This window comes from Streptomyces sp. NPDC001220, assembly GCF_053597895.1.
Genome location: NZ_JBSFJE010000004.1, coordinates 246,784 through 272,701 on the forward strand (window position 1 = coordinate 246,784; position 25,918 = coordinate 272,701).

Annotated in this window: 19 protein-coding genes; 9 read left to right on the forward strand and 10 right to left on the reverse strand. The window is 70.8% G+C overall.

From position 1 onward, the window contains the following. Positions 1-129: 129 nt before the first annotated feature. Together ACWDGI_RS11825 and ACWDGI_RS11830 are read right to left on the reverse strand one after the other, a co-directional pair. Positions 130-1,332, reverse strand: coding sequence for an RNA-guided endonuclease InsQ/TnpB family protein (locus ACWDGI_RS11825; RefSeq protein ID WP_450757885.1), 1,203 nt, complete (start codon positions 1,330-1,332; stop codon positions 130-132). A gap of 304 nt (positions 1,333-1,636) precedes the next feature. Further along, a complete protein-coding gene (locus ACWDGI_RS11830) occupies positions 1,637-2,719 on the reverse strand; it encodes a mechanosensitive ion channel family protein (RefSeq protein ID WP_450757887.1) in 1,083 nt (360 codons plus the stop codon). Between the two features lie 201 nt (positions 2,720-2,920). On the opposite strand from ACWDGI_RS11830, the gene ACWDGI_RS11835 reads away from it, so the two are divergent. Next, positions 2,921-4,366: an FGGY family carbohydrate kinase gene (locus ACWDGI_RS11835; protein WP_450757889.1), complete on the forward strand. Its 1,446-nt coding sequence runs from the start codon at positions 2,921-2,923 to the stop codon at positions 4,364-4,366. Between the two features lie 33 nt (positions 4,367-4,399). Here ACWDGI_RS11835 and ACWDGI_RS11840 read toward each other — a convergent pair whose 3' ends face one another. Both ACWDGI_RS11840 and ACWDGI_RS11845 read right to left on the reverse strand, forming a co-directional pair. Beyond that, positions 4,400-5,164 carry a crotonase/enoyl-CoA hydratase family protein gene (locus ACWDGI_RS11840; protein WP_450757891.1) on the reverse strand — a complete coding sequence of 255 codons (765 nt, stop codon included), beginning with the start codon at positions 5,162-5,164 and terminating at the stop codon, positions 4,400-4,402. A gap of 31 nt (positions 5,165-5,195) precedes the next feature. Continuing rightward, positions 5,196-6,179, reverse strand: a complete 984-nt coding sequence (locus tag ACWDGI_RS11845; protein ID WP_450757893.1) for a lysylphosphatidylglycerol synthase transmembrane domain-containing protein — start codon at positions 6,177-6,179, stop codon at positions 5,196-5,198. Between the two features lie 297 nt (positions 6,180-6,476). On the opposite strand from ACWDGI_RS11845, the gene ACWDGI_RS11850 reads away from it, so the two are divergent. The 3 genes from ACWDGI_RS11850 (at position 6,477) to ACWDGI_RS11860 (ending at position 12,118) form a co-directional block, all read left to right on the forward strand. Next, positions 6,477-8,342 carry an ABC transporter ATP-binding protein gene (locus ACWDGI_RS11850; protein WP_450758476.1) on the forward strand — a complete coding sequence of 622 codons (1,866 nt, stop codon included), beginning with the start codon at positions 6,477-6,479 and terminating at the stop codon, positions 8,340-8,342. Between the two features lie 196 nt (positions 8,343-8,538). After that, on the forward strand, positions 8,539-9,900 hold the full coding sequence (locus tag ACWDGI_RS11855; RefSeq protein ID WP_450757895.1) for a ricin-type beta-trefoil lectin domain protein: 1,362 nt from the start codon (positions 8,539-8,541) through the stop codon (positions 9,898-9,900). 28 nt (positions 9,901-9,928) lie between these two features. Continuing rightward, positions 9,929-12,118 carry an RICIN domain-containing protein gene (locus tag ACWDGI_RS11860; protein ID WP_450757897.1) on the forward strand — a complete coding sequence of 730 codons (2,190 nt, stop codon included), beginning with the start codon at positions 9,929-9,931 and terminating at the stop codon, positions 12,116-12,118. 62 nt (positions 12,119-12,180) lie between these two features. Here ACWDGI_RS11860 and ACWDGI_RS11865 read toward each other — a convergent pair whose 3' ends face one another. The 4 genes from ACWDGI_RS11865 to ACWDGI_RS11880 form a co-directional block, all read right to left on the reverse strand. Continuing rightward, positions 12,181-13,848, reverse strand: coding sequence for an MFS transporter (locus ACWDGI_RS11865; RefSeq protein WP_450758478.1), 1,668 nt, complete (start codon positions 13,846-13,848; stop codon positions 12,181-12,183). 116 nt (positions 13,849-13,964) lie between these two features. Next, positions 13,965-14,432 carry a MarR family winged helix-turn-helix transcriptional regulator gene (locus ACWDGI_RS11870; protein WP_450757898.1) on the reverse strand — a complete coding sequence of 156 codons (468 nt, stop codon included), beginning with the start codon at positions 14,430-14,432 and terminating at the stop codon, positions 13,965-13,967. Positions 14,433-14,532: 100 nt separating this feature from the next. Beyond that, positions 14,533-15,723 carry a glycoside hydrolase family 3 N-terminal domain-containing protein gene (locus ACWDGI_RS11875; RefSeq protein WP_450757900.1) on the reverse strand — a complete coding sequence of 397 codons (1,191 nt, stop codon included), beginning with the start codon at positions 15,721-15,723 and terminating at the stop codon, positions 14,533-14,535. Positions 15,724-15,910: 187 nt separating this feature from the next. Next, entirely contained in the window at positions 15,911-16,321 is a 411-nt protein-coding gene (locus ACWDGI_RS11880) for an ATP-binding protein (RefSeq protein ID WP_450757902.1), read from the reverse strand. A gap of 206 nt (positions 16,322-16,527) precedes the next feature. Between ACWDGI_RS11880 and ACWDGI_RS11885 the strand changes: the two genes are divergently transcribed. The 5 genes from ACWDGI_RS11885 (at position 16,528) to ACWDGI_RS11905 (ending at position 24,749) form a co-directional block, all read left to right on the forward strand. Continuing rightward, positions 16,528-16,893: an STAS domain-containing protein gene (locus tag ACWDGI_RS11885; RefSeq protein ID WP_450757904.1), complete on the forward strand. Its 366-nt coding sequence runs from the start codon at positions 16,528-16,530 to the stop codon at positions 16,891-16,893. A 277-nt stretch (positions 16,894-17,170) separates the two neighbouring features. Next, on the forward strand, positions 17,171-21,445 hold the full coding sequence (locus ACWDGI_RS11890) for a HAMP domain-containing protein (RefSeq protein ID WP_450757906.1): 4,275 nt from the start codon (positions 17,171-17,173) through the stop codon (positions 21,443-21,445). Positions 21,446-21,595: 150 nt separating this feature from the next. Continuing rightward, positions 21,596-24,043, forward strand: coding sequence for a SpoIIE family protein phosphatase (locus ACWDGI_RS11895; protein WP_450758480.1), 2,448 nt, complete (start codon positions 21,596-21,598; stop codon positions 24,041-24,043). 146 nt (positions 24,044-24,189) lie between these two features. Next, on the forward strand, positions 24,190-24,546 hold the full coding sequence (locus ACWDGI_RS11900) for a PRC-barrel domain-containing protein (RefSeq protein ID WP_450757908.1): 357 nt from the start codon (positions 24,190-24,192) through the stop codon (positions 24,544-24,546). Positions 24,547-24,578: 32 nt separating this feature from the next. Further along, complete coding sequence (locus ACWDGI_RS11905) at positions 24,579-24,749, forward strand: hypothetical protein (RefSeq protein WP_450757910.1); 171 nt, start codon at positions 24,579-24,581, stop codon at positions 24,747-24,749. Positions 24,750-24,752: 3 nt separating this feature from the next. Here the strand turns inward: ACWDGI_RS11905 and ACWDGI_RS11910 are convergent, their stop codons facing one another. Together ACWDGI_RS11910 and ACWDGI_RS11915 are read right to left on the reverse strand one after the other, a co-directional pair. Continuing rightward, on the reverse strand, positions 24,753-25,088 hold the full coding sequence (locus ACWDGI_RS11910) for an STAS domain-containing protein (RefSeq protein ID WP_450757912.1): 336 nt from the start codon (positions 25,086-25,088) through the stop codon (positions 24,753-24,755). Between the two features lie 271 nt (positions 25,089-25,359). After that, positions 25,360-25,794 carry a MarR family transcriptional regulator gene (locus ACWDGI_RS11915; RefSeq protein WP_351703529.1) on the reverse strand — a complete coding sequence of 145 codons (435 nt, stop codon included), beginning with the start codon at positions 25,792-25,794 and terminating at the stop codon, positions 25,360-25,362. Positions 25,795-25,918 lie beyond the last annotated feature (124 nt).

The window sequence follows — 25,918 nt, forward strand, 5'->3', positions numbered from 1 at the left end:
CGGTCATGACAAGTGATCGACCACTGGTCGACGGCCGGACTGGCCAGGCCGACCGCCCGAGCGACAGCGGACCATGAGATATCGCACCAGATTGACTGCTCCCCGCCCTGGAGGGAGGGGATTCCCGGCTCAGGCCGCCTCCTGGAGCGGCGCTCCAGGAGGTCTTACGCCCTCGATACCAGCCGGGGTCAGACCAGCCCGGACGAGCATCACGTGCGCGGAGTTCTTGTCCCTGGGGGAGACGGCTCCGCACGCGGTGCAGGTGTAGGTACGTTCCGACAGCGGGAGTGCGTGCTTGGTTCTCGCTCCGCAGCGTCCGCAGTCCATGGTGGTGTGCGCGGGATGCACCAGATGGACATCCCGGCGGTGTTTGCGGGCCATCTCCAGCAGGGCCTGTTTCGTCGCCCCGATGGCGGCGTCCGCGGCCTTGCGCGCCATGGTGGTCTTGGCGAGGAACTTCGGCCGGAAGTCTTCCACCGCGATCGCGTCATGGTCGCGCACGACCTTCTTCGCCCACTTCCGAGCTGCGTCCTGCCGCTGCCGGGCGATCTTCTGGTAGGTCTTTGCCCGCCACTTCTTTGCATCCCGGTAACCCTTCGATGCAGTCTGGCCTTTCTTCGGCTTGCGGCGGGCCATCATCCGGTCGTACCGCGACAGCTTTCCCTGGGCTCTCTTGCCGTGCTCGGCGTTGGGAAGGTCGTGGGCATCACTGGTGGTGGTAGCGGTCTCCTTCACGCCCCAGTCCACCCCGAGCGCCCGACCGGTGGCGGGGAGCGACTGGACTTGGGCGGGGACGACGAACGAGGCGTACCAGTGGCCGATACTGTCCCGGTACACCCGCACCGAGGAGGGTTCGGCGGGCAGCTTGCGCGACCACACCACGGTCAGGACGATGCCGCCTGCCAAGTACAGTTGTTGATTCTTGAGGCGGAAGCCGCGCCGGGTGTAGTTCAGCGTAGGGTCGGCTTCCTGCTTCTTCTTGTGCCTTGGCATCCCCGCCTGCTGTTTGGCGGGCAGACGGTCCTTGACGTCCTTCAGGGCCTTCGCGCGGGCCTTGCTGAAGTCGCGGATCAGTTGCTGCTGCGGCACGCTGGAGCCTTCCGCCAGCCACGGTGTCATGGAACGGGATTCGGTCAGCATCCGGTCCAGTCGGGCCGGTCCGCACTTCTCCTTGCCTCGGTGGGCCTTCTTCGAGCGGGCGACGCACTCGTTCCACACCCATCGGCACCGGTTCCACTCGGCAAGCAGCGCCGCAGTGGCTGTCGACGACACGCGCAACCGGTAGGTGTACCGGACGTGCACGGGTCCGTCGGCTGGTGGCGGTGTCGTCATGACGTCGAACGTAGTCCTGGGATTCGCCGCTCTCTGCGAATCTCGGAAGACCCACACGAACGAGTGATCGGGTGAGGTATCTGACGATCAGTGCTCTCCCAACTCCCACCATGCGTACCGCTGTCAGAGAGGGCATGCTGAAGGTGGCGCCGACGGCCGTCTGAGTCGGTGGCGACGTCAGGTGAGCCGGGCGGAGCCGACCTGGTCCCGACGCCGCTGACTTGGCGGCGCGCACGAGCCCTTGACCTGTGACGATGCCCTCGCTGGCGGGCTCTGGAAGACTGCAAAGCCACCGGCAGTGGACCTAGTCCGGTTTGGCCATCGCGTCTTCGGGGCTCCGCTGCTGCGGGATCACCACGGCCCCCTGCTGGAGCGCCACCGTGCGGGTCGGGGCGGGGATGCGGATGCCCTCCTCGCGGTAGCGGCGGTGCAGGCGCTTGATGAACTCGTGCTTGATCCGGAACTGGTCGCTGAACTCGCCGACGCCCAGGATCACCGTGAACCCGATCCGCGAGTCGCCGAAGGTGTGGAAGCGGATGGCCGGTTCGTGCTCCGGGACCGCGCCGGTGATCTCGGTCATGATCTCGGCGATGACCTCGTGCGTGACCCGCTCGACCTGGTCCAGGTCGCTGTCGTAGCTCACGCCCACCTGCACCAGGATCGTCAACTGCTGCTCGGGACGCGTGTAGTTGGTCATGTTCGTCTTCGCCAGCTGGCCGTTGGGGATGACCACCAGGTTGTTGGAGAGCTGACGGACGGTCGTCTGCCGCCAGTTGATGTCCACGACGTAGCCCTCCTCGCCGCTGCTCAGCTGGATGTAGTCGCCCGGCTGCACGGTCTTGGAGGCGAGGATGTGGATGCCCGCGAAGAGGTTGGCCAGGGTGTCCTGGAGTGCGAGCGCGACCGCGAGACCGCCCACGCCCAGGGCGGTGAGCAGGGGCGCTATGGAGATGCCCAGCGTCTGGAGCACCACCAGGAAGCCGATCGCCAGGACCAGCACCCGGGTGATGTTCACGAAGATCGTGGCCGAACCGGCGACCCCGGAGCGGGACTGGGTGACCGACTGCACCAGTCCGGCGATCACCCGCGCCGCCGAGACCGTCACCGCGAAGATGAGGAGCACCTTCAGGCACTGGTTCGTGTGGTGCTGGACCGTTCTCGTCAGCGGCAGCACCGCCGCGGCGGCCGCCGCGCCGCCCGAGAGCGCCGACCACGGGACCACCGTGCGCAGCGCGTCCACGATGACGTCGTCACCGCTCCAGCGGGTCCGCTTCGCGTGCCTGGCCAGCCAGCGCAGCATGCCGCGCGACAGAAAGGCCAGCAACAGCCCGGCCGCCAGGGCGATGCCTGCCAGGACCAGGTCATCGACGGTGAGCGCTCGGTTCACCGGTTACCTCCCATTCGATTGTGCAACCGCTCATCCTGCCGTATCCACGGAGCCGAATCCGCACAGAGGTTCGTACCGCGGCCTCCGTCGGCCAGGACCGCGCTGAATCCCTACGGCTCGAACTCTCGCCACACCGTGCCTGGTTGACGCGGCCCGCCGCACGGCGGCAGGCTGTCGCGCAGTGATCGCCAGGGAGGCTCGATGACAGGTCCGGTGCTCGCGGTCGACCAGGGCACGTCCGGTACCAAGGCCCTGGTGATCTGCCCCGAACGGGGCGTCATCGGCACCGGATTCGTCGCCACCAGACCCCGGCACCCGCCCGGCGGCCTGGCGGAGGCGGACCCCGAGGAGCTCTACGACTCGGTGCTCGTCGCCGGCCGCCGAGCGCTCGCCGAGGCCGGCGAACCGGTCACCGCGCTGGGCCTGGCAGGCCAGGGCGAGACCGTCCTGGCCTGGGATCCGGGCACCGGGCGCCCGCTCACCACCGCGATCCTCCGGCAGGACCGCCGGGCCGAGTCCGTCTGCGCCGAACTCTCCGAACACGCCGACGAGTTACGGGAACTCACCGGACTGCCCCTCGACCCCGGCTTCGCCGCGCCCAAGATGGCCTGGATCCGCCGCCATCTCACCGCCGGGGGAGTCGTCACCACCACCGACGCCTGGCTGGTCCACCGGCTCACCGGCGCCCATGTCACCGACGCCGCCACCGCCGGCCGCACCCAACTCCTCGATCTGGACCGGGTGCAGTGGTCACCGCGCGCCCTCGACCTCTACGGACTGTCCGCCGAACGCCTCCCCGAGATCGTCGACAACTGTCAACTCGTGGGCACGACGCATGAGTTCGGGCGCGAGATCCCGCTCACCGGACTCGCCGTGGACCAGCAGGCGGCCCTCCTCGCCCAGCGGATCACCGGCCCCGGCGGCGCCAAGTGCACCTACGGAACCGGGGCGTTCCTGCTCGCTCACACCGGCGACACCCCTCGGCACAGCGCCTCAGGACTGGTCGGCTGTGTCGCCTGGCGCCTTGCCGGCGAGACCGGTTACTGCCTGGAGGGCCAGGTGCACTCGGCCGCCTCCGCCGTCCGCTGGCTCACCGACCTCGGCGTGATCTCCGGCGCCGCCGACCTCGACCGGGTCGGCGGCGGCGTCCCCGACGCCGGCGGGGTCACCTTCGTCCCCGCGCTGGCCGGACTCGCCGCTCCCTGGTGGCGCGGCGACCTGCGCGGCTCGCTCACCGGGCTCGGCCTCGACACCGGCCCCGGGCATCTGGTGCGCGCCCTGTGCGAGGGCCTCGCCGCCCAGGTGGCGGGACTCGCCGAAGCGGCCGAGTCCGACCTCAACACCCCGCTGACCGCGCTGCGCGTCGACGGTGGACTCACCCGCTCGGCACTGCTCATGCAGACCCAGGCCGACCTGCTGCAACGCCCGGTCGAGGTGTCCACGCTGCCGGACGCCACCGCCCTCGGGGTGGGTGCCCTGGCCTACCTGGGCACCGACCCCACCGACTTCCTGCCGGACGGGGGACCGTCCGCCGTCTACGAGCCGCGCATCTCGGCGGGGGAAGCCGCCGACCGCCTGGGCACCTTCCGCGCGGCCGTCGCCGCGTTGCTCCCCCGCGCCGGAGCCGGAGCCGGAGCACCCGGGTGACCGTCACCGCCGAAGGCCGCCGCGAGCGGATGGTCAGCCGTCCGTGAAGGACCCGTGCCGGCCCGCTCCCGCAGTGAAGCGCGCCGCTCCGGCCAGTCCTTCCGCCAGCACGGCCATGCCGTGGCGGATCTCACCGAGCATCGCCGTCGGTTCGTCCAGCCCCTCCTGGTCCAGCACCGACGCCCTGTCACTGCGCAGGCACGCCTGCGGGAAACCGGCGACGGACGCGGCCAGTTCCTCGGCCGCCTCCCGGGACCGGCCGGTGGGGACGACCCGGTTGGCCAGGCCCATCTCGTAGGCCTCGGCGGCCGGGACCGCACGGCCGGTCAGGATCAGGTCCATGGCCCGGCCGGTGCCGATCAGCCGGGGGAGCCGTACCGTGCCGCCGTCGATCAGCGGCACGCCCCAGCGGCGGCAGAAGACGCCGAACACCGCGTCCTCCTCGGCGACCCGCAGATCGCACCACAGGGCCAGCTCCAGGCCCCCCGCCACGGCGTGCCCGGCGATCGCCGCGATCACCGGCTTGGACAGCCGCAGCCGGGTCGGGCCCATCGGGCCGTCCCCGTCCTCCGCCACCCGGTTGCCGCGTTCGCCGCCCACCGCCTTCAGGTCCGCGCCCGCGCAGAAGGTGCCGCCCTCACCCCACAGCACCGCCACCCGGGCCGCGTCGTCCGCCTCGAACTCTCGGAAGGCGGCGACCAGTTCGGCCGCCGTCGGCCCGTCCACCGCGTTGCGCGCCTCGGGCCGGGAGAGGACGACCGTGGTGACAGGACCCTTGCGTTCCAGGCGGACCGGCATGCGTTTCCTTCCGTCGGAAGGCCATCCGGGGTCAGATGACCTTCAGTCGCACCAGCGCTCCCAGTGTCAGTGCTCCCGGCAGCAACGGCACCCACACGGTGATGATCCGGTAGGCGAGGACGACGGCGGTGGCGACGGCCACCGGGCCGCCCGCGGCCACCAGCGCCACGATCAGCGCCGCCTCCACGGAACCCAGACCGCCCGGCGTGGGGATCAGCGCGACGGCGACCGTGGCCGCCAGGTACGCCAGCGCCATGTGCGCGGGCGGCACCGGCAGGCCGAGTGCCTGCCCGACCGCCACCAGACCGGCCGCCTGGAGGGCGGGGAAGGCGAGCGAGCCGCCCCACAGCGCCAGCGCCCGGGACGGACGCGTGTGCACCGAGCGCGCCTCGCTCAGGGCGGAGCGCACGAAGCGGAACACCGGCTCGCGCACCCGTCGTACGAGAAACAGCGCGGCCAGTGCCACGGCGACCAGCGCGCCGACGACGGCCAGGATCGGGCCGACCGTCCCGTGCGGGAGCAGGCTGCCGAGATGCAGCGCGTCCGGGAAGGCGACGAAGAACACGGCCATCAGGCCGACCCGGGCCACCGACTCGGCGAGCAGATACAGGGCGAGCGCGGCCGAGGAGGTGGCGAGCGGCACCCCGCACACGGTCATGAACCGCAGGTTGACCGCGCCGGAGCCCAGGCCCGTCGGCAGCAGGTGGTTGGCCGAGCCGGCCGCGAGCTGGGTCGCGAGGAGCCGCCAGCGGGGCAGTTGCTGGACCACCGCGCCCTGCCGGGTGAAGGCCGCGGCCACCCAGGTCAGACAGGTGGCGGCGCCCGCCGCCAGCAGCCAGGGCCAGGAGGCGTCACGGAGGTGGGCGAAGCCCTCGACGAGGACCGGCCAGTGCTGCACCGCGATGACCGCCACGAGCAGGAGCGGAACCAGGGTGAGGATGTGCCGCCAGGGGACACGGCGGGCGAGCCGGGGGAGACGGCCCGCACGGAAGCCGGGGATTCTTTCCGCTGTCACACCGGGAGAGGTTTTCCGCGCCGCGCCAACGGCGGGTGGCGGAAGAGGAGACACCGGATGACGGACGGGAAGCGGGTGAGGGGGGAGGGTCGTCCGGGCATGCGCGTGGGCTTTCGCATTGGTCTTCGCGCCGGTCTGCGCACCGGTCTTCGCACCGGTCTGCGCACCGGTCTTCGCACCGGTTTTCGCAAGGCCGGGCGGGGCCTTCGGGAGGCTCATCGGGTCCTTCGTACGGGGGGACAGCGAGCGGACATTGACCTCAACGATGCTTGAGGTCCTACGTTCTCTCCCATGAGTATGGAGACCACCGCCTGGACGCAACTGCACAGCGTGATGACCGCCGAGCAGGAGCGCCGCCCGTTCGACCGGGCCACGTTGCGCCGTATCGCCGCCTTCGCCCGCCCGCACCGGGGCGGCATAGTCCGTTTCGTCCTGCTCGGGGTGGTCACCGCCCTGCTCGCCGTCGCGACCCCGGTGCTGGCCGGCCATGTCGTCGACGCGATCGTGTCGGGGCACGACACCGGCACGGTCGTACGGCTGTCGCTGCTGATCGCGGGCGTCGCGGTCGCGGAGGCGGCGCTCGGGGTGCTCGGGCGGCGGCTCTCGGCGACGCTCGGGGAGGGACTCATCCTCGACCTGCGAACGGCTGTGTTCGATCATGTGCAGCGCATGCCCGTCGCGTTCTTCACACGTACTCGTACGGGAGCGCTGGTCAGTCGTCTCAACAACGACGTGATCGGCGCCCAGCGCGCCTTCGCCAACACCCTCTCCGGCGTGGTCAGCAACCTGGTCACGCTGGTGCTCACCCTCGCGGTCATGCTCACCCTGTCCTGGCAGATCACCCTGCTCGCCCTGGTGCTGCTGCCGCTGTTCGTGGTGCCCGCCCGCCGGATGGGCGGCCGGATGGCCCGGATGCAGCGCGAGGCCGCCGCGCTCAACGCGGCCATGGGCACCCGGATGACCGAGCGCTTCTCCGCGCCCGGCGCCACCCTGATCAAGCTCTTCGGACGACCCGAGGAGGAGTCGGCGGAGTTCACGGCGCGTGCCGCCCGGGTCCGGGACATCGGGGTGCGCACCGCCACCGCCCAGTCGGTGTTCATGACCGCCCTCACCCTGGTCTCCTCGCTGGCGCTCGCCCTGGTCTACGGCCTCGGCGGCTGGTTCGCGCTGCGCGGCACCCTGGAGCCGGGCGCCGTCGTCTCCCTCGCCCTCCTCCTGACCCGGCTCTACGCCCCGCTCACCTCCCTCGCCGGCGCCCGCGTCGAGGTGATGAGCGCGCTGGTCAGCTTCGAGCGGGTCTTCGAAGTCCTCGACCTGAAGCCCCTGATCGAGGAGAAACCCGACGCCCGCGAGGTGCCCGAGGGCCCGGTGGCCGTCGAGTTCGAGGACGTCCGCTTCGCCTACCCGGCCGCCGACCAGGTCTCCCTCGCCTCACTCGAAGAGGTCGCGACCCTGGACGGCCGCGGCGGCGCCGAGGTCCTGCACGGCATCTCCTTCCGCGCCGAACCCGGGCAGACCGTCGCCCTGGTCGGCTCCTCCGGCGCCGGCAAGTCCACCATCGCCCAGCTGCTGCCGCGCCTGTACGACGTCGACGCGGGCGCCGTGCGCATCGGCGGCACCGACGTCCGCGACCTGACCGCGGGCTCCCTGCGGGCCACCCTCGGCATGGTCACCCAGGACGGCCACCTCTTCCACGACAGCGTCCGCGCCAACCTGCTGCTCGCCCGGCCGGCGGCCACCGACGAGGAGTTGTGGGACGCCCTCGGCCGAGCCCGTCTCGGCGAGGTCGTACGGTCGCTGCCCGACGGCCTGGACACGGTGGTCGGCGAGCGCGGCTACCGGCTCTCCGGCGGCGAGCGGCAGCGCATGACCATCGCCCGGCTGCTGCTGGCCCGGCAGCGCGTGGTCATCCTCGACGAGGCCACGGCCCACCTGGACAACACCTCGGAGGCGGCCGTCCAGGAGGCCCTCACCGAGGCGCTGGAGGGGCGCACGGCCGTGGTCATCGCCCACCGGCTGTCCACGATCCGGGCCGCCGACCAGATCCTGGTGGTCGAGGCCGGCCACATCGTGGAGCGCGGCACCCACGAGGAACTCCTGGTGGCGGACGGGCGCTACGCCGAACTGCACCGCACCCAGTTCGCGGCGGCGCCGACGCCCTGAAGGCGGAGTTCACGTCGCCGTCACATTTTCCTGTGATTCCGGGAAGGGAGCGCTCCCGCACTTGACGACACTGGTCCGGACCTTTAGCTTCACGCCTTAAACAAAGCCTCACGGATGTGCTCAACGCCCGGTGACAACACGGTTGTTGGGCACAAACCGTGCTGGATCCCCCCGCGTGAAAGGCCAACCCCCCGCAATGGCCAGACCTCTCCCCACGGCTGCCGCCCTAGCCGCCCTGACCCTCTCAGCAGGCCTGTTCGCCGCCTCCCCCGCACAGGCCGCCACCGGCACCATCACCGGCCTCGGCGGCAAGTGCCTCGACGTCGCGGGCGCCAGCTCCGCCGACGGCACGGCCGTCCAGCTCTACGACTGCAACGGCACCGCGGCCCAGCAGTGGACCGTCGGCAGCGACGGCACCATACGCGCCCTCGGCAAGTGTCTCGACGTGACCGGCAACTCGACCGCGGACGGCGCCAAGGCCCAGCTGTGGAGCTGTTCCGGCGGCGCCAACCAGAAGTGGACGGTGACCGCCGCCCACGACATCGTCAACCCGCAGGCGAACAAGTGCCTGGACGCCACCGGCAACTCCTCGGCGAACGGCACCCGCGCCCAGATCTGGACGTGCGGCGGCACCGCCAACCAGAAGTGGACCGCGCCCGCGGCGGACGGCGGCACCACCCCGTCCTCGCCGATGGCCGTGGCGCCCTACCTCTACAACGGCTGGGGCGACCCGCCGAGCCCGACCACGATCACCAACGCGACCGGCGTGAAGTACTACACGCTCGCGTTCGTCCTCAGCAACGGCTACTGCAACCCGCAGTGGGACGGCAGCCGGGCGCTGACCGGCGGTGTCGACCAGCAGACCGTCAACACCGTGCGCGCCAACGGCGGTGACATCATCCCGTCGTTCGGCGGCTACAGCGGCAACAAGCTGGAGAGCTCCTGCTCCAGCGCGGGCGAGCTGGCGGCGGCGTACCAGAAGGTCATCAACGCCTACGGCGGTCTCAAGGCGATCGACATCGACCTGGAGGCCGACGCCTACAGCAACGGGACCGTGCAGCAGCGGGTCGTGGACGCGCTGAAGACGGTGAAGGCCAACAACTCCGGTCTGAAGGTGTACATCACCATCGGCACCGGCCAGAGCGGCCCCGACACCAGCCTGATCAACCGGGCCGCGTCCTCCGGGCTGACCGTCGACGCCTGGGCCATCATGCCGTTCGACTTCGGCGGCGCGGGCCAGAACATGGGCAACCTCACCACCCAGGCGGCCGAGGGACTCAAGAACGCGCTGAAGAACGCGTACGGCTACAGCGACGACACCGCCTACCGGGACATGGGCATCTCGTCCATGAACGGCATCACCGACAACAGCGAGACCGTGACGGTCGCCGACTTCCGGACCATCCTCGCCTACGCGCAGCAGCACCACCTGGCCCGGCTCACCTTCTGGTCCGCCAACCGCGACCGGCCCTGCACCGGCGGCTCCGCCGACAGCTGCTCGGGCGTGAGCCAGTCCAACTGGGACTACACGCGCGTCTTCGCCGGCTACACCGGCTGACCCCCCACCCCTCGGACTAGGAGATCCAGTGCTTCGCCTTTCCTGGCGCCGCAGACCGACGAGCGCCGCAGTGCTGGCCGTTCTCGGAGCGTCCCTGCTGACCGCCGCCCCGTCCGCGCAGGCGGCCGCCACCGCCCTGCCCACCGGCTTCGCCACCCTCACCAACGCCGCCAGTGGCAAGTGCCTGGACGCCAGGTCGGCCGCCACCGCGAACGGCACCGCCGTCCAGCAGTACACCTGCAACAACACCACCGCCCAGCAGTGGAGTCTCACCGCCACCAGCGACGGCTACGTCCGGATCAACAACGGCAACAACACCAGCCAGGTGGTCGACGTCACCGACGTCTCCACCGCCGACAACGCCCTGACCCAGCTGTGGGCCTACGGCGGCGGGGCCAACCAGCAGTGGCTGCCGGTCGACGAGGGCGGCGGCGCCTACCACTTCGTCAACCGCAACAGCGGCAAGTGCCTCGACGACCCGGCCGCCTCGACCGCGGACAGCGTGCAGCTGGTCCAGTACACCTGCAACAACACGGCGGCCCAGCGCTTCCAGGTGACCGCCGTGACGCCGCCGTCCACCGGCGACCCCGACCTCGGCCCGAACGTGGTCGTCTTCGACCCGTCGATGTCGGCGTCGACCATCCAGAGCCGCCTCAACTCGATCTTCCAGCAGCAGGAGACGAACCAGTTCGGCTCCCAGCGCTACGCCGTGATGTTCAAGCCGGGCACCTACAGCGCGGACGTCAACGTCGGCTTCTACACCCAGGTCCTCGGCCTCGGCCTGACCCCGGACGCGGTCAACATCAACGGCGCGGTGCACGCCGAGGCCGACTGGTTCCAGGGCAACGCCACCCAGAACTTCTGGCGGGGCGCGGAGAACCTCTCGGTCACCCCGACCGGCGGCTCCGACCGCTGGGCGGTCTCGCAGGCCTCCGCCTACCGCCGGATGCATCTGCGCGGCAACCTCGCCCTGGACGACGGCGGCTGGTCCAGTGGCGGTCTGATCGCCGACAGCAAGATCGACGGGCAGGTCAACTCCGGCAGCCAGCAGCAGTGGCTGACCCGCAACTCGCAGCTCGGCAGCTGGACCGGCTCCAACTGGAACATGGTCTTCGTCGGCAGCACGGGCGTGCCGAACACCACCTTCCCGAGTCCGCCGGACACCACGGTCGCGCAGAGCCCGGTGACCCGTGAGAAGCCGTTCCTGTACGTCGACGGCTCCGGCAACTACCAGGTGTTCGTGCCGTCGGCGCGGTCCAACTCCTCGGGTACCAGCTGGAGTTCGGGTTCGGCAGCCGGTTCGTCGCTCTCGCTGGACAGCTTCTACGTCGTGAAGCCGGGCGCCACCGCCTCCCAGATCAACGCGGCCCTGGCGGCGGGCAAGAACCTCCTGGTCACCCCGGGTGTCTACCACCTCGACCAGACGCTCCAGGTCAACCGGGCCGACACGGTCGTCCTCGGCCTCGGCCTCGCCACCTTCGTCCCGGACAACGGCGTCACCGCCATGAAGGTCGCGGACGTCGACGGCGTCCAGATCGCGGGCCTGCTCTTCGACGCCGGCACCACCAACTCCTCCACCCTGGTGGAGGTCGGTCCGAGCGGCTCCTCGGCCTCGCACGCGGCCGACCCGACCTCCCTGCACGACGTGTACTTCCGGGTCGGCGGCGCGGGCGTCGGCAAGGCCACCACCAGCCTGGTCGTCAACAGCGACAACGTGATCGGCGACCACATGTGGATCTGGCGCGCCGACCACGGCAGCGGAGTCGGCTGGACCAGCAACACCGCCGACACCGGCCTGGTCGTCAACGGTGACAACGTGACGATGTACGGCCTGTTCGTCGAGCACTTCCAGAAGTACCAGACCGTCTGGAACGGCAACGGCGGCCGGACGTACTTCTACCAGAACGAGATGCCGTACGACCCGCCCAACCAGGCGGCCTGGATGAACGGCTCGACCCAGGGCTACGCGGCCTACAAGGTCGCCGACTCGGTCACCAGCCACCAGGTGTACGGCCTCGGCAGCTACTGCTACTTCAACGTCAACCCGGGCGTGGTCGCGGCGCACGCCGTCGAGGCGCCGAACAACTCGGGCGTCCGCTTCACCAGCATGGTGACGGTCTCCCTGGGCGGCACCGGCACCATCAGCCACGTCATCAACAACACGGGAGGACCGTCCAACTCCTCGAACAACGTGGCGAACCTCGCCTCCTACCCGTGACCGGCGCTCCCTGAGCGGAACACGGGTGCCCCGGCGGACCTCCGCCGGGGCACCCGTGTGTCTCAGGACGCAGCGTTGTGCCGGGGCTCTGCCGTCCGCGCCGGCGGCTGGTCCTTCGGCTCCGGACGGTCCTGGCGGTCCTGGTCGGGCCGGTGGCTGCCGCGCAGGGCGGAGGCCACGGCGGAGACCAGGGCCATGCCCGCGGCCACGCCGAACACGATGGCCAGGCCGTGGTGGAACGGACCGGAGACCAGCTGCGGGAAGAAGGTGTGGCCGGTCAGGACGGACCGCTGGGCGCTGGTCACATGGTCCAGCACGCCCTCGGCGGAGAGCAGGTGCTCGATCGGGTTGTTGCCGAGGAACGTCGCGAACAGCGTGCTCACCGGCGGCAGTGAGGCGGCGTGCGCGGCGGACGCGGCCGGCACGCCGTGCGCCATGAGCCCGCTCTTCAGCGTGCCCGGGAGCGAGGAGGCGAGGCCGGAGACCATCAGCGAGAAGAAGACGCCGATGGACAGCGCCGTACCGGAGTTCTGGAAGGTCGAGCGCATGCCCGAGGCGACCCCCCGGTACTCGGCCGGGACACTGCCCATGATCGAGGATGTGTTCGGCGCCGAGAACATGCCCTGGCCCAGCCCGTTGAGCAGCAGCAGCGCCGCGAACAGCCCGTAGTCGAAGTCGACGGGCAGCGCGAGCAGGCCGAGGAAGGACAGCATGACGACCACCAGGCCGGCGGTGGAGAAGAACCGGGCGCCGAACCGGTCCGACAGATAGCCGGAGACCGGGCCCGCGACGAGGAAACCGAGCGTGAGCGGGAGCATGAAGATGCCGGCCCACAGCGGGGTGTCCTCGAAGTCGTAGCCGTGCAGCGGCAGCCAGATGCCCTGCAGCCAGATGATGAGCATGAACTGCAGGCCACCGCGCGCGATCGAGGTCAGCAGGGCGGCCACGTTGCCCGCCGCGAAGGCCCTGTTCTTGAAGAGCGCCAGGTTGAACATGGGCTCGGCGACCCGCGTCTCGACGACACAGAAGGCCAGCAGCAGACCGACGCCACCGATCAGGCCGGTCAGCACCCACGGGTTCCCCCAGCCGGTGGCACTGCCGCCGTACGGCTGGATCCCGTACGTGATCCCGGCCAGCAGGATCCCGGCGCCCGCGGCGAAGGTGATGTTGCCCAGCCAGTCGATCCGGCCGGGCCGGCCCGTCGAGGTCTCGCGCAGACTCAGGTACGACCAGATCGTGCCGGTGATGCTGACCGGGACGCTCACCCAGAACACGGCACGCCAGTCGACGACGGCGAGCAGACCGCCCGCGAGCAGACCGAGGAACTGGCCCGCCAGCGCGGTGATCTGGTTGATGCCGAGCGCCATGCCGCGCTGCCGGGTGGGGAAGGCGTCGGTGAGGATGGCGGCCGAGTTGGCGGTGAGCATCGACCCGCCGAAGGCCTGCACGATCCGCCACAGGATCAGCCACATCGCGCCCGCCCCCGCACGGAACGGATCGAGCGACAGCGCGACCGAGGCACAGGCGAAGATCAGGAACCCGAGGTTGTAGATCTTCACCCGCCCGAACATGTCGCCGAGCCGGCCGAGCACGACCACCAGGACCGCGGAGACCAGCAGGTAGCCCAGGATCATCCAGAGCAGATAGCCGATGTTGCCGGGCGCGAGCGGGTCGAGGCCGATGCCGCGGAAGATCGCCGGCAGCGAGATGATCACGATCGACGCGTCCATCGTGGCGATCAGCACACCGAGTGTGGTGTTGGAGAGCGCGACCCACTTGTAGCCGGGCCCGGGAGGGGTGTCCTTGTGGCGGGCCGAGCGCAGGGAGCCGGTCCGGTCCCGCCCGCTCACAGCTGTTCCGCCAGCCGGGCGAGGAGCGGCACGGCCGCCCCGAGGGTCGCGCGCTCCTCGGCGGAGAACGTGTCGAGGACGTCGGCGAGCCGCTGCACCGATTCGGAGCGCCGCTCGGCGAGCATGGCCCGCCCCTCGTCGGTGACGGCCGCGATGCTCCGCCGCCCGTCCGCGGCGTCGGGGGTACGGCGGACCAGGCCGCGCTGTTCGAGCTGGGCGAGGGTGGTCGCCATGGCCTGCGGCCGCACCCGCTCCGTCTCGGCGAGGGACGTGGGGGACTCGGGGCCGTCGGCGGCGAGCCGCGCGAGCACCGAGACGCCCGACAGGGATACGTCCCCCACCGCGTGGGCTTGGCGCAGCCGCCGCGTCATACGGCCCACCGCGAGCCGGAGCTCCGCGGCGAGCAGCGAGGGGTCGCTCGGATCACGTGTACCGCCGGCGTCGGAGGCTATGTCTGTCTTCACATGTACTAATACTAGGTTTATCAGTCTGGACTGCTCAACCAGCCATAAGTAAATATGTCCGGCCGTGTGCGACGGGGCAGGGGCGGGGGTGAGGGTGGGCTCAGCTGCAGGTGAGCCGGCCTGCCGTGGCCTTGGCCGTGAGGATCCGGTGCACGGAGGCGGCGACCTTGGCGCGGAAGGAGGCGTCCGTCGCCATCCGGGCCTGCACGCCCTGCACCATCGCCGGCACGGTCGACGCCTTGACCGTGAGGATCATGTCGCCGCCTGCGGTCAGGAAGTTCACCGCCCGCTGGGCCGGGGTGTAGGCGCGCACCGCGACCGCCTGGCCGATGTCGTCGGAGATGACGACTCCCTTGAAGCCGAACTTGGTGCGCAGCAGCGAGTTGATGACGGTCGGGGAGAACACGGCCAGGTGCTTCGAGTCGATCTTGGTGTACTTCGCCGAGGAGACCATCATGAACGGCGTGCCGGCCGCGATCCCGCTGCGGAACGGCTGGAGGCTCGAACTCGAGGCGGTGGTCACCGAGTCGACGACGTTCGCGGTGGTGTCGGTGTTCCCGATGACCTGGCCGAGTCCGGGGAAGTGCTTGAAGGTGGTCATGACCCCGGCCGCGCGGAAGCCCGATGCGAAGGCGCCGGTGTGCGAGGTCACGACGGCGGGGGTGTGGCCGTACTCGCGGTAGAAGTGGCCGATGGGAGCGTTGCGGGTGCCGAGACTGGCGGGCACCACGTCGGCGACCGGCGCGAGATTGAGGTCTAGCCCCGCCGCCTTGAGCTGCTTGGCCCAGGTCTCGGCACGGGAGCGCAGGGTCGTCGTGCTCCAGCTGCCCTGGGTCAGGGCGTTGGGCATGACGGAGAAGCCGGGGCCGCTGAGCACCTGGACCTGGCCGCCCTCCTGGTCGGTGGACACGATCAGCCCGACCCGGTGGCCGGCGACCGTGTCCGCCTGCGCACGCACCCCGTCGACGACCTTCTTCGTCGCCGTGGTGCCGGCGGTGCTGCGCCCGGTCAGCATGACGGACCCGACATGGTACGTGCGCAGGGTGCGCAGGTCCGTGGTGCTGGGGCGGGCGGCGGCGACCCCGCCCATGAACAGCTGGCCGACCCGCTGCGCCTGGGTCATTCCCGTGTAGACCTTGTCGGCGCAGGCGGTGGGGGACACGCGGTGGGCTTCCTCCCCGGCGGCCGGCGCGCTGCACGCGCCGATGGCGGCCAAGGTGGTGACGAGCCCGACGGCGGTACGCCGGGCAGCGGAGCCGCGGCCCGCGGGCCGGCGGACGGGTGTCGCCATGGTGCGCTCCTGACTCGTGGAGGTGCAGGCCACGGGGGATAGGCGGGCCGCCGCACGGCATCGGCGCCCTGCGTGGCTCGAAGCCGCCCCAGCGCCTCACGTTACGCCGAACGGGTGCGGTGCGCGCTGTGGCCGACCCGATGACCGACGACCGTACCGCCGGGACCGTCGCACCGGCCTGCGGCGATCACTCGGACAACGTCAGCCGGGCGATGATGCGCTTGCCCACGGGTTCCCGTCGGGCCTCGAAGTCCCGCACCACCGCCAGCACGATCTCCAGACCGTGCTGGCCCACCCGTCCGGCGTCGGCCGCCCGGGCCAGCGGAAGGGTCGGATCGGTGTCCCACACCTCGATCTCCACCAGGCCGCCGGCGGCACTCAGGCGCAGCAGTACCGGTCCGGGCGCGTACTTCAGTGCGTTGGTGACGAGCTCGCTGACCACCAGTTGCGCCAGCTCCCGGGTGCGGGCCGGCACCGGCAGTCCCGACGCGGACTCGGCCCGTGTCAGGAAGTCCGATGTCTGGTTCCGTGCGTCGGCGATACAGCCGTCGGCGCCGTCCAAGGCGATGGTGACATCGGCAGGTGCGGCATCCGCCATCCGGGAACACTCCTCAGGCGGGACAGACTTCCTGCCGACGATCGGCGATACCCCGTTCATGGGCGCGCGTCTACCCGGCGATCAGCCGTGTTACTCCCGTGCCGCCCGGATTCGGATGCCCCGTCCCGTGCATCGCACCGCGCATCCCTGGGCACGTTGGCTGCAGAAAGGTGACGCGGCCCGGACCGAGGGTGCGGAGGACACAGGTGGCAGACGAACAAAAAGCGATGGATCGCGGCGAGTTGTCCATCACCCGGACCGACGTCGACGGCATCACCGTGCTCGGCCTGTGCGGCGAGATCGACTACGAGAGTGCGGGTGCCCTGACCCGGGCCATGCCTCCGGTGGATCCCACCGCCGGCTGTCGGGTCGTCGTCGATCTGAGCGGGGTCACGTTCATGGATTCCAGCGGGATCAACGCCCTGATCGCCGCCCACCAGGTGACTCGGGCCGCGCGGGGATGGCTGCGTCTGGCGGGGGTCCGGGACTCCGTGCTGCGCACCGTGCAGCTGGTGGGACTCGACACCCTCGCCACCTGCCACCCCACCGTGCGGGACGCCATCGCCGCGTGAGACGAGGCGGGCGTCCCGCCCGGCCCGCCTTCGGCAAATCGTCCCGAGTACCCCGGACCGGCTTCGGCATGCCCTCCTTCCCTCCCCATTTCCCGGTGCGCCGCGATATTCGCACCCGGCTTTGGTTGTCGGCCGACAACTGAGTTAATCTGCGACCGATTTCCCATCGGACGAGGCCGCCGAACGCGGAATCGCCGCTGGTGGGCGGAGCTCTACGGCTCCGGCGAGGTTCCGGGTCCTCGGGGTGGGGACCCTGGGGAGCGGAACGAGGGTGTGCATGAGCGGCATGTCGGTGGACGCCCAGGTCCAAGGGCCGGGCGAGCAGGAGCTGCGGCAGCTGCTGGCCGGTCTGACGGCGGTACGGGACGGCGACTTCGGCACCCGGCTGCCCTCCGACGGACAGGGACTGCTCGGCGACATCGCCACGGTCTTCAACGGCATGGTCGACCAGCTGTCCCTGTTCACCTCGGAAGTGACGCGGGTGGCACGCGAGGTGGGCACCGAGGGCACGCTGGGCGGCCAGGCGCAGGTCCCCGGGGTCTCCGGCACCTGGGCGGATCTGACCGACTCGGTCAACGCCATGGCGGGCAATCTGACCACGCAGGTCCGTGACATCGCCCAGGTGGCCACGGCGGTGGCCAGAGGCGATCTGTCCCAGAAGATCGACGTGCCCGCGCGTGGGGAGATCCTCCAGCTGAAGGAGACCGTCAACACGATGGTCGACCAGCTGTCCGCCTTCGCCGACGAGGTCACCCGGGTGGCGCGCGAGGTGGGCAGCGAGGGCCGGCTGGGCGGTCAGGCGCAGGTGCCCGGAGTCGGCGGCGTCTGGCGTGACCTCACGGATTCGGTCAACTTCATGGCCGGGAACCTCACCTCCCAGGTCCGCAACGTCGCCCAGGTGACGACCGCGGTGGCGCAGGGCGACCTCTCGCAGAAGATCACCGTCGATGCCCGGGGCGAGATCCTGGAGCTGAAGAACACCATCAACACGATGGTCGACCAGCTCTCCGCCTTCGCCGACGAGGTCACCCGCGTCGCCCGTGAGGTCGGCACCGACGGCCGGCTCGGCGGGCAGGCGGACGTCAAGGGGGTCAAGGGCACCTGGCGCGACCTGACGGACTCCGTGAACTTCATGGGAGGCAACCTCACCGCGCAGGTCCGCAACGTCGCCCAGGTGGCCACCGCGGTGGCGCAGGGCGACCTCTCGCAGAAGATCACCGTCGATGCCCGGGGCGAGATCCTGGAGCTGAAGAACACCATCAACACGATGGTCGACCAGCTCTCCGCCTTCGCCGACGAGGTCACCCGCGTCGCCCGCGAGGTCGGCACCGAGGGCAACCTCGGCGGCCAGGCGATCGTGCCGGGCGTGTCGGGGACGTGGAAGGACCTCACCGACAACGTCAACGTGATGGCGTCCAACCTGACCGGGCAGGTCCGGTCGATCGCCCAGGTCGCCACGGCCGTCGCGCGCGGCGACCTCTCGCAGAAGATCACCGTGGAGGCCAAGGGCGAGGTCGCCGCCCTGGCGGACGTCATCAACACCATGGTCGACACCCTGTCGGCGTTCGCCGACGAGGTCACCCGGGTGGCGCGCGAGGTGGGCACCGAGGGGCGTCTCGGCGGTCAGGCCCATGTGCCGAACGTGGCCGGGACCTGGAAGGACCTGACGGACAACGTCAACTCCATGGCCAACAACCTCACCGGCCAGGTGCGCAACATCGCCCTGGTGACGACCGCGGTGGCGGGCGGCGACCTGTCGAAGAAGATCGACGTGGACGCCCGGGGCGAGATCCTGGAGCTGAAGACCACCATCAACACGATGGTCGACCAGCTGTCGTCGTTCGCCGCCGAGGTCACCCGCGTCGCCCGGGAGGTCGGCAGCGAGGGCCGGCTGGGCGGCCAGGCCGAGGTGGAGGGTGTCGAGGGCACCTGGAAGCGGCTGACGGAGAACGTCAACGAACTGGCCGGGAACCTCACCCGGCAGGTACGGGCGATCGCCGAGGTCACGAGTGCCGTCGCGGAGGGCGATCTGACCCGCTCCATCACCGTGGTGGCGTCGGGCGAGGTCGCCGACCTCAAGGACAACATCAACTCCATGGTGGAGTCCCTGCGCGAGACCACCCGGGCCAACCAGGAACAGGACTGGCTCAAGACCAACCTCGCCCGTATCTCCGGCCTGATGCAGGGTCACCGCGACCTGCCCGTGGTCGCCGAGCTGATCATGGACGAGCTCACTCCGCTGGTGTCGGCCCAGTACGGCGCCTTCTACCTGGCGGAGGACACCGAACGCGGCCATGAACTGCGCCTGGTGGGTTCGTACGGCTATCCGGACGACACCGAGCGGCCCACCCGCATCCCGGTCGGACGTTCCCTGGTCGGGCAGGCCGCGCGCAACCGGCGGGTCATCATCGTCGAGGAGCTGCCGGAAGGTTATGTCACCATCTCCTCCGGGCTCGGACAGGCCGTGCCCAGCGCCCTGGTCGTGCTGCCCATCGTGGTCGAGGAGCAGGTCCTCGGCGTCATCGAACTGGCCTCGCTGACCCGCTTCACCCAGATCCACCAGGACTTCCTCACCCAGCTGGTGCCGACCATCGGCGTCAACCTCAACACCATCGTGGCCAACGCCCGCACCGACGAGCTGCTGGGGGAGTCCCAGCGGCTCACCTCCGAACTGCAGGCCCGGTCGGAGGAGTTGCAGGTGCAGCAGGACGAACTGCAGCGCTCCAACGCCGAGCTGGAGGAGAAGGCGTCCCTGCTGGCCTCGCAGAACCGTGACATCGAGGCGAAGAACCTGCAGATCGAGCAGGCGCGGCAGGAACTGGAGACCCGTGCGCAGCAGCTGGCGCTGGCCTCCAAGTACAAGTCGGAGTTCCTGGCCAACATGAGCCACGAGCTGCGCACCCCGCTCAACAGCCTGCTGATCCTGGCCCAGTTGCTGGCGCAGAACCCCTCGCGCAACCTCACCCCGAAGCAGGTCGAGTACGCGGGCATCATCCACTCGGCGGGCTCGGACCTGCTGCAGCTGATCAACGACATCCTCGACCTCTCCAAGGTGGAGGCCGGCAAGATGGACGTGACTCCCGAGCGGGTCCCGCTGCGCCAGCTCCTGGAGTACGTCGAGGCGACCTTCCGGCCGATGACCACCCAGAAGAGCCTCGAGTTCACGGTGGCCACCGCGACCGGCACGCCCGCCGACCTGCTCACCGACGACTCCCGGCTGCGGCAGATCCTGCGCAACCTGCTGTCCAACGCGGTGAAGTTCACCGAACAGGGCGGCGTCGAGCTGCGGATCGAGCCGGCCGCCGACCGGGAGGTGCCGCCGGGTGTGCTGCGCGGCGGTCCGGTGGTGGCCTTCCGGGTCGTCGACACCGGCATCGGCATCCCCCACCAGCAGCTGGAGACGATCTTCGGCGCCTTCCAGCAGGCCGACGGGACCACCAGCCGCAAGTACGGCGGCACCGGTCTCGGCCTGTCCATCACCCGGGAGATCGCCCACCTGCTCGGCGGCGCCGTCACCGTCGACAGCACCCCCGGCCAGGGCAGTACGTTCACGCTGTACCTGCCCGTCGCGCGCGCCGACTTCGAGGAGCTGCTGGAGACCGGCGGCCGGCCGGTGGAGCAGCCCCGCGCCGTCGCCGCGTCCGAGACGGCACCGGCGCCCCGGCTGCTGCCCGCTCCCGTGCCCGTCCCCGAGCACCGCAGGCGCCGGCTCCTGGTGATCGAGGAGCGCCCGCGCGGTCTGCTCGCCCTGGTCGCCGAGCGGGCCGTGGCCGACCTCGCGCACGACCCCGGCGACCCGCACGGGGCGATCGACCTCATCACCGCCGTGGGGGCGCAGGAGGCGGCGAGCACACTGGCGGCCGAGCCCTGCCACTGCGTCGTCCTGGAACTGGGCATGCCCGGCAAGGAGGGCGCGGACTTCCTGGAGGCCATGCGCGGCGACTCGGCGCTGGCCAGCGTGCCCGTCCTGGTGCACACCGGGCACCGGGTGGATCTGGCCCAGGAGCAGGCGCTGCGTGCCCTCGCGGGCGGCCGGCCGCTGGACTTCCTGTCCAGTCTGGACGAGCTGCGCGAGCGCATCACCCTGCACCTGTCCGCCGAACAGCCCGGTGACGTGCTGTCGCTGGTGCGCGCCGAGGAGCCGCACCGCCCGGCCGCGCAGGTGGTCGACGACTCCTTCCTCGGCCGGACGGTCCTGGTGGTCGACGACGACGCGCGCAACCTGTTCGCCCTCAGCGGCGTACTGGAACTGCACGGCTTCCAGGTCCTGCACGCCGACAACGGCCGCAAGGGCATCGAGATGCTCCTCGCCCACCCGGACGTCTGCCTGGTGCTGATGGACGTGATGATGCCGGAGATGGACGGCTACTCCGCCACCGCGGAGATCCGCGCCATGTCCCAGTACGCGGAGCTGCCCATCATCGCCGTCACCGCGAAGGCCATGCCGGGCGACCAGGAGAAGAGCCTCGCCTCGGGGGCCAACGACTACATCACCAAGCCCGTCGACACGAACGACCTCATCGCCCGCGTCCGTCGCTGGCTGGCCGTGTGACAACGCGCCACCGCCACGCCGTCCACCAGCAGGCCGCGTAACGCCCCGGGGCGTTACCAGCCGAGAAACAGGCCCACCGTGAGTGATCTCCGTCCATCGCCCGAACCTCCCGAACCGCCCGGTTACGAAGACCTGGCGGGCGACCCGCGCATGCCGGAAGGCATCGGCCCGGTGGGCGTCGAGCCGCCCGGTGTCGTCGTGAGCACGCGGGGAGACGCCACCGGTGAGCTCGACGAGCCCAGCCGGTCGTCCCCCCTCGGCAGACTGGCGGCGACCGTGGAGCGGCTGCGCCGCGAGGTGCGGGCGGCGCATGCCGAGGCCGACGGGCGGGCCCTGATCGAGCTGGCCAAGGGCATCCTGGTCGAACGGCTGAGCTGTGGCCCGGCGCAGGCGGCCCGGCAGCTGGCCGAACTCGCCGAGCAGGCGGGGGTGACACCCCTGGAGTTCGCGGTCGACGTCATCAACCAGGCCGCACGGGACCGGATGTCGGAGGTGACCGCCGCCTTCTTCGCGGCCACCGCCGTCCGGACCGAGGCGGTCGACCCCGCGGACAGCCACTCCTCCGCCGTACGGCTGCGGGCCGCCGAGAGCGGTGCGCTGGCCGCCCAGGACACCCAGGCCGTGGCCGAGTCCCTGCTGGAACACGCGCTGGCCCCCCTGGGCGCGGAGGCGGTCGCGATCTGGGCACTGGGCGCCGACGGCTCGCTCACCCTGGCGGGCAACGCCGGATTCTCCGCCGCCGAGGCCGGGCGCTGGCGGCATGTACCGCCGGGCGTGGCGACGGTCGGCCGCCGCGGCCTCGCCGAACGCTCGGGGCACTGGATCCGCAGCCTGGCCGAGACCGGGCTGCCCTCCATCGGCCAGCACCACCATCCCGACGGCGGCCGGGTCGCCGTGGCGGCCGGCACCGGCGGACGTATCCACGGCGTCCTGGAGATCGTCTGGCCCGCGCCGCTGGACGGCACGCCTCCCGGGCCGGTCGTGCGCCAGATCGAGGCCCTGGCCGAGCTGTGCGCGCACACCCTGGACGCCGGATCCCCGGACCGGGCCCACGGCGACCCGGGCCGGCCCGTCCTGCCGGGCGTCACCGAGCTGATGGACCTGGCAGACGGACTCCACGACCCGGCCCTGGTGCTCATTCCGTACCTGGATGGCGACGGCGACCTCGTCGACTTCCGCATCCACCACGTCAACGGCCGCTTCCTGGACCCCGGCGGCAGGCCGCGGGCCGTCATCAACGGCGCCCTGCTGCTGGAGACCTATCCGATGGCCGCCGGGCACAGCGAGCTCTTCGAGCGGATCGAGCGCGTCTACGCCACCGGCGAGCCCTACCGCGCCCGCCGCATGCGGCTCACCGCCCTGGTGGACGACGTCCCGCTGGCGGCGGTCGCCGACATCAACGTCAGCCGGCACGGCGGCTGCGTCCTGCTCATCTGGCGCATCGAGGACGAGACCGCCCGCCTGGCCAGCCTGCTCCAGCACGCGCAGCGGCTGGGCCGTATCGGGGGCTTCGAGGAGAACCTCCTCACCGGCGAGATCACCTGGAGCGGCCAGCTGTACCACCTCTACGGCAAGCCCGCCTCCGGCGCCCCGGTGCCGCTGGAGGACCTGCCCGCCCATGCCCACCCCGACGACGCCGTCACCATCGGCCGCTTCCTGCGCACCCTGCTGCACCACCGCCGGCCCGCGTCCACGGCCTTCCGCCTGCAGCGCCCCGACGGCGTCACCCGCCATATCCGGGTGGCGGCCGAACCGGTCCTCGACTCCGGCGGGCAGCTGTACGTCGTACGCGGCGCCTACCAGGACATCTCCGCACACCACTGGACCGAGGTCGCTCTCGCCGCGACCCGCGACCAGCTCGCCCACACCGAGCAGCAGGCCAGCGAACGCAACCGGCTCACCCTCCAGCTCCAGCACGCCATCATGCCGCCCGCACAGGCCCCGCTGGCGGTCCCCGGGCTGGACCTGGCCGTGCGCTACCGGCCCGCGGAGACCCAGCACCTGGTCGGCGGCGACTGGTACGACGCGGTCGCGCTGCCGTCCGGGCTGGTGCTGGTGTGCGTGGGCGATGTCGCCGGGCACGGCATCGAGGCGGCCACCAGCATGGTCGTCCTGCGCAACGCGCTGCGCGGGCTCGCCGTGACCGGCGCCGGACCCGGGCAGCTGCTGTCCTGGCTGAACATGGTGACCCACCATCTGACCGGTTCCGTCACGGCCACCGCGGTGTGCGGTCTCTACGACCCCGACCGCCACACCCTGCGCTGGGCGCGGGCCGGTCATCTGCCGCCGGTGCTGGTCCGTGGCGGTGAGGCGGAGCCGCTGCCCCTGGTCCAGGGGCTGCTGCTGGGTGCCGTGCCGGAGGCCGGGTACCAGGAGCACGAGGTCCAACTCGCCGTCGACGACACGCTGTTGATGTACACGGACGGCCTGATCGAGCGCCGTGACCGGTCCGTGGAGGAGTCCCTGGCGCAGATGCTGACGACCGCGCGCATGGTTCCGCCGACCCTGGAGCAGCAGTTGGACCGCCTGCTGACCCACAGCAGGTCCGACACCGACGACGACACCTGCCTCGTGGGCATCCGCGTGGCGCCGAGCTGACGGCCCGCCGCCGGGACGGGGGCCCCGGCGCTGCCGGCGACGGGGGAGCGGTGCACCGTGGACGCACGGCGTGCCCTCGCGGCGGTCCGGCCGGTCGGCGGCGTCAACCGTGCGATCAGGGGTACCCGTCCCCACGGAGGTGTCAGATGTTCGAAGCAGGCGATATCCGGGAGTGGCGCGGTCACGACGTGGTCGACACCCTCGGGCACAAGGTCGGAGTCCTGGAATCGGTCTACGTCGACACGGCGACCGACCAGCCCTGCTACGCCACCGTGACGGTCGGCCTGCCCACTCGTCGGCGCCTGGTCTTCGTCCCGCTCGCGAACGCGACCGTCGGTCCGGGCTATCTGAAGGTCGCCTACGACAAGGACACGGTCAAGAAGGCCCCCGCGATCGACACGGACGGCGAGCTGCCGGCCGCGCAGGAGCCTTCCGTCTTCGCGCACTACGCACTCGACTACACCCCTGGCGCCGGCGGCGAGCGCCGACTGGCCCGCCGCTGACCCGGCGAAGCCGACGGTCGATAGGAGAGCCGATGAGCCTGTTCCTGTTTCTGATCCTCGTGGCCCTCGTCCTGGGCATCATCGGGTTCACCGCTCACGGGCTGTTCTACCTGCTGATCATCGGTGCGGTGGTGCTTCTCGCCGACCTCGTCTACGCCGCGGTCAGGCTCCGGCACGCGGCACGGAACCGCGTGGCCCGCTGACCGTCACCTGCCGGTCTCGGTGATGGTGAACAGCCGGAAGGCGCCGGTGATCGTCAGGAGTCGGCTCACGGCCGGCCGCAGGGGGCCGATCAGCACCAGGTCGCGCCCGCTGGCCTGATGGCGCAGACGGGCCTCGATGAGGGCGTTGAGAAGCATGCTGTCGGCGAAGGTGACCTGCCTCAGGTCAACCGCCGTCACGGGCATCGCCGCGCGATCGGCAGCCGCCCAGGCCTGTTCGAAACCCTCGGCGTCGGCGTAGTCGACATCGCCGCGCACGGTGATCACGAAGGTCTGCTCGTCGCGGTCGATATGCGCTCTCAGTTCGGGAGCCGCGGGCATCGCGCCATCCTTGTGTCAACGTTCAGTCTCGGGATTTACGAGACATATCGCACAGTTATCGCGGATCGCATCGGAACAGGGGTAGTCGGACAGGATAAGCGCGACATCAGGAACTGTTGTCGTTTGACAATAATAGCCATGAGGCAACAGAGTAGCCGAGTCGGACGTGCACGGGGAAGGACCTGGAATGTTCCGGTGGACGGGGGCCGCGCCCCCGGCGCCGGTCGCCATCGCCATGGAGCGGTGGCGGCACCGGTGCCGTACGGGTTGTTCAGGCGGTCCGGCTGTCGGACTCGGGGGCCTCGTCGGGTATCTGCGTCGCCGCGGTGGCGCAGAACGCCTCAAGCCCCTCCAGCAGGGCGACACGCTTGGCGGCGGGCATGTCCGCCAGCACCTTCTGGAGCTCGCTCTCCCGGCGGGCACGCAGATCGGCCAGGAAGGAGCGGCCCCGGCCGCTGAGATGCAGCCGTACCTCGCGCCGGTCCTCCGCGCCCACCATGCGCTCGATGAATCCCGCGGCCTGTAGCCGGTCGCACAGCCGGCTCGTGGACGGAGGAGTGGAGGCGAGGGACTCGGCGAGAGTGCGCAGATTGATGCCGTCGTGGTGCTCGAGGATGTGCAGCACCCGCAACTGGGAGGCAGAGGTAGGCGCGGTCGAGGCACGGCCCCACACAACTTCCAGCAGCTCAACGGCCTTGGTGGTCACGCGTGCGACCTCATCGGGCTCTGGGCGGCGGCGGAAGGCAGTCACGATCACACTCTCGCAGGCACTGGGGCACCTTTCAGCCTACTAGGAGCCCCAGCCCACACGGACCCCCCTCGGAACGACC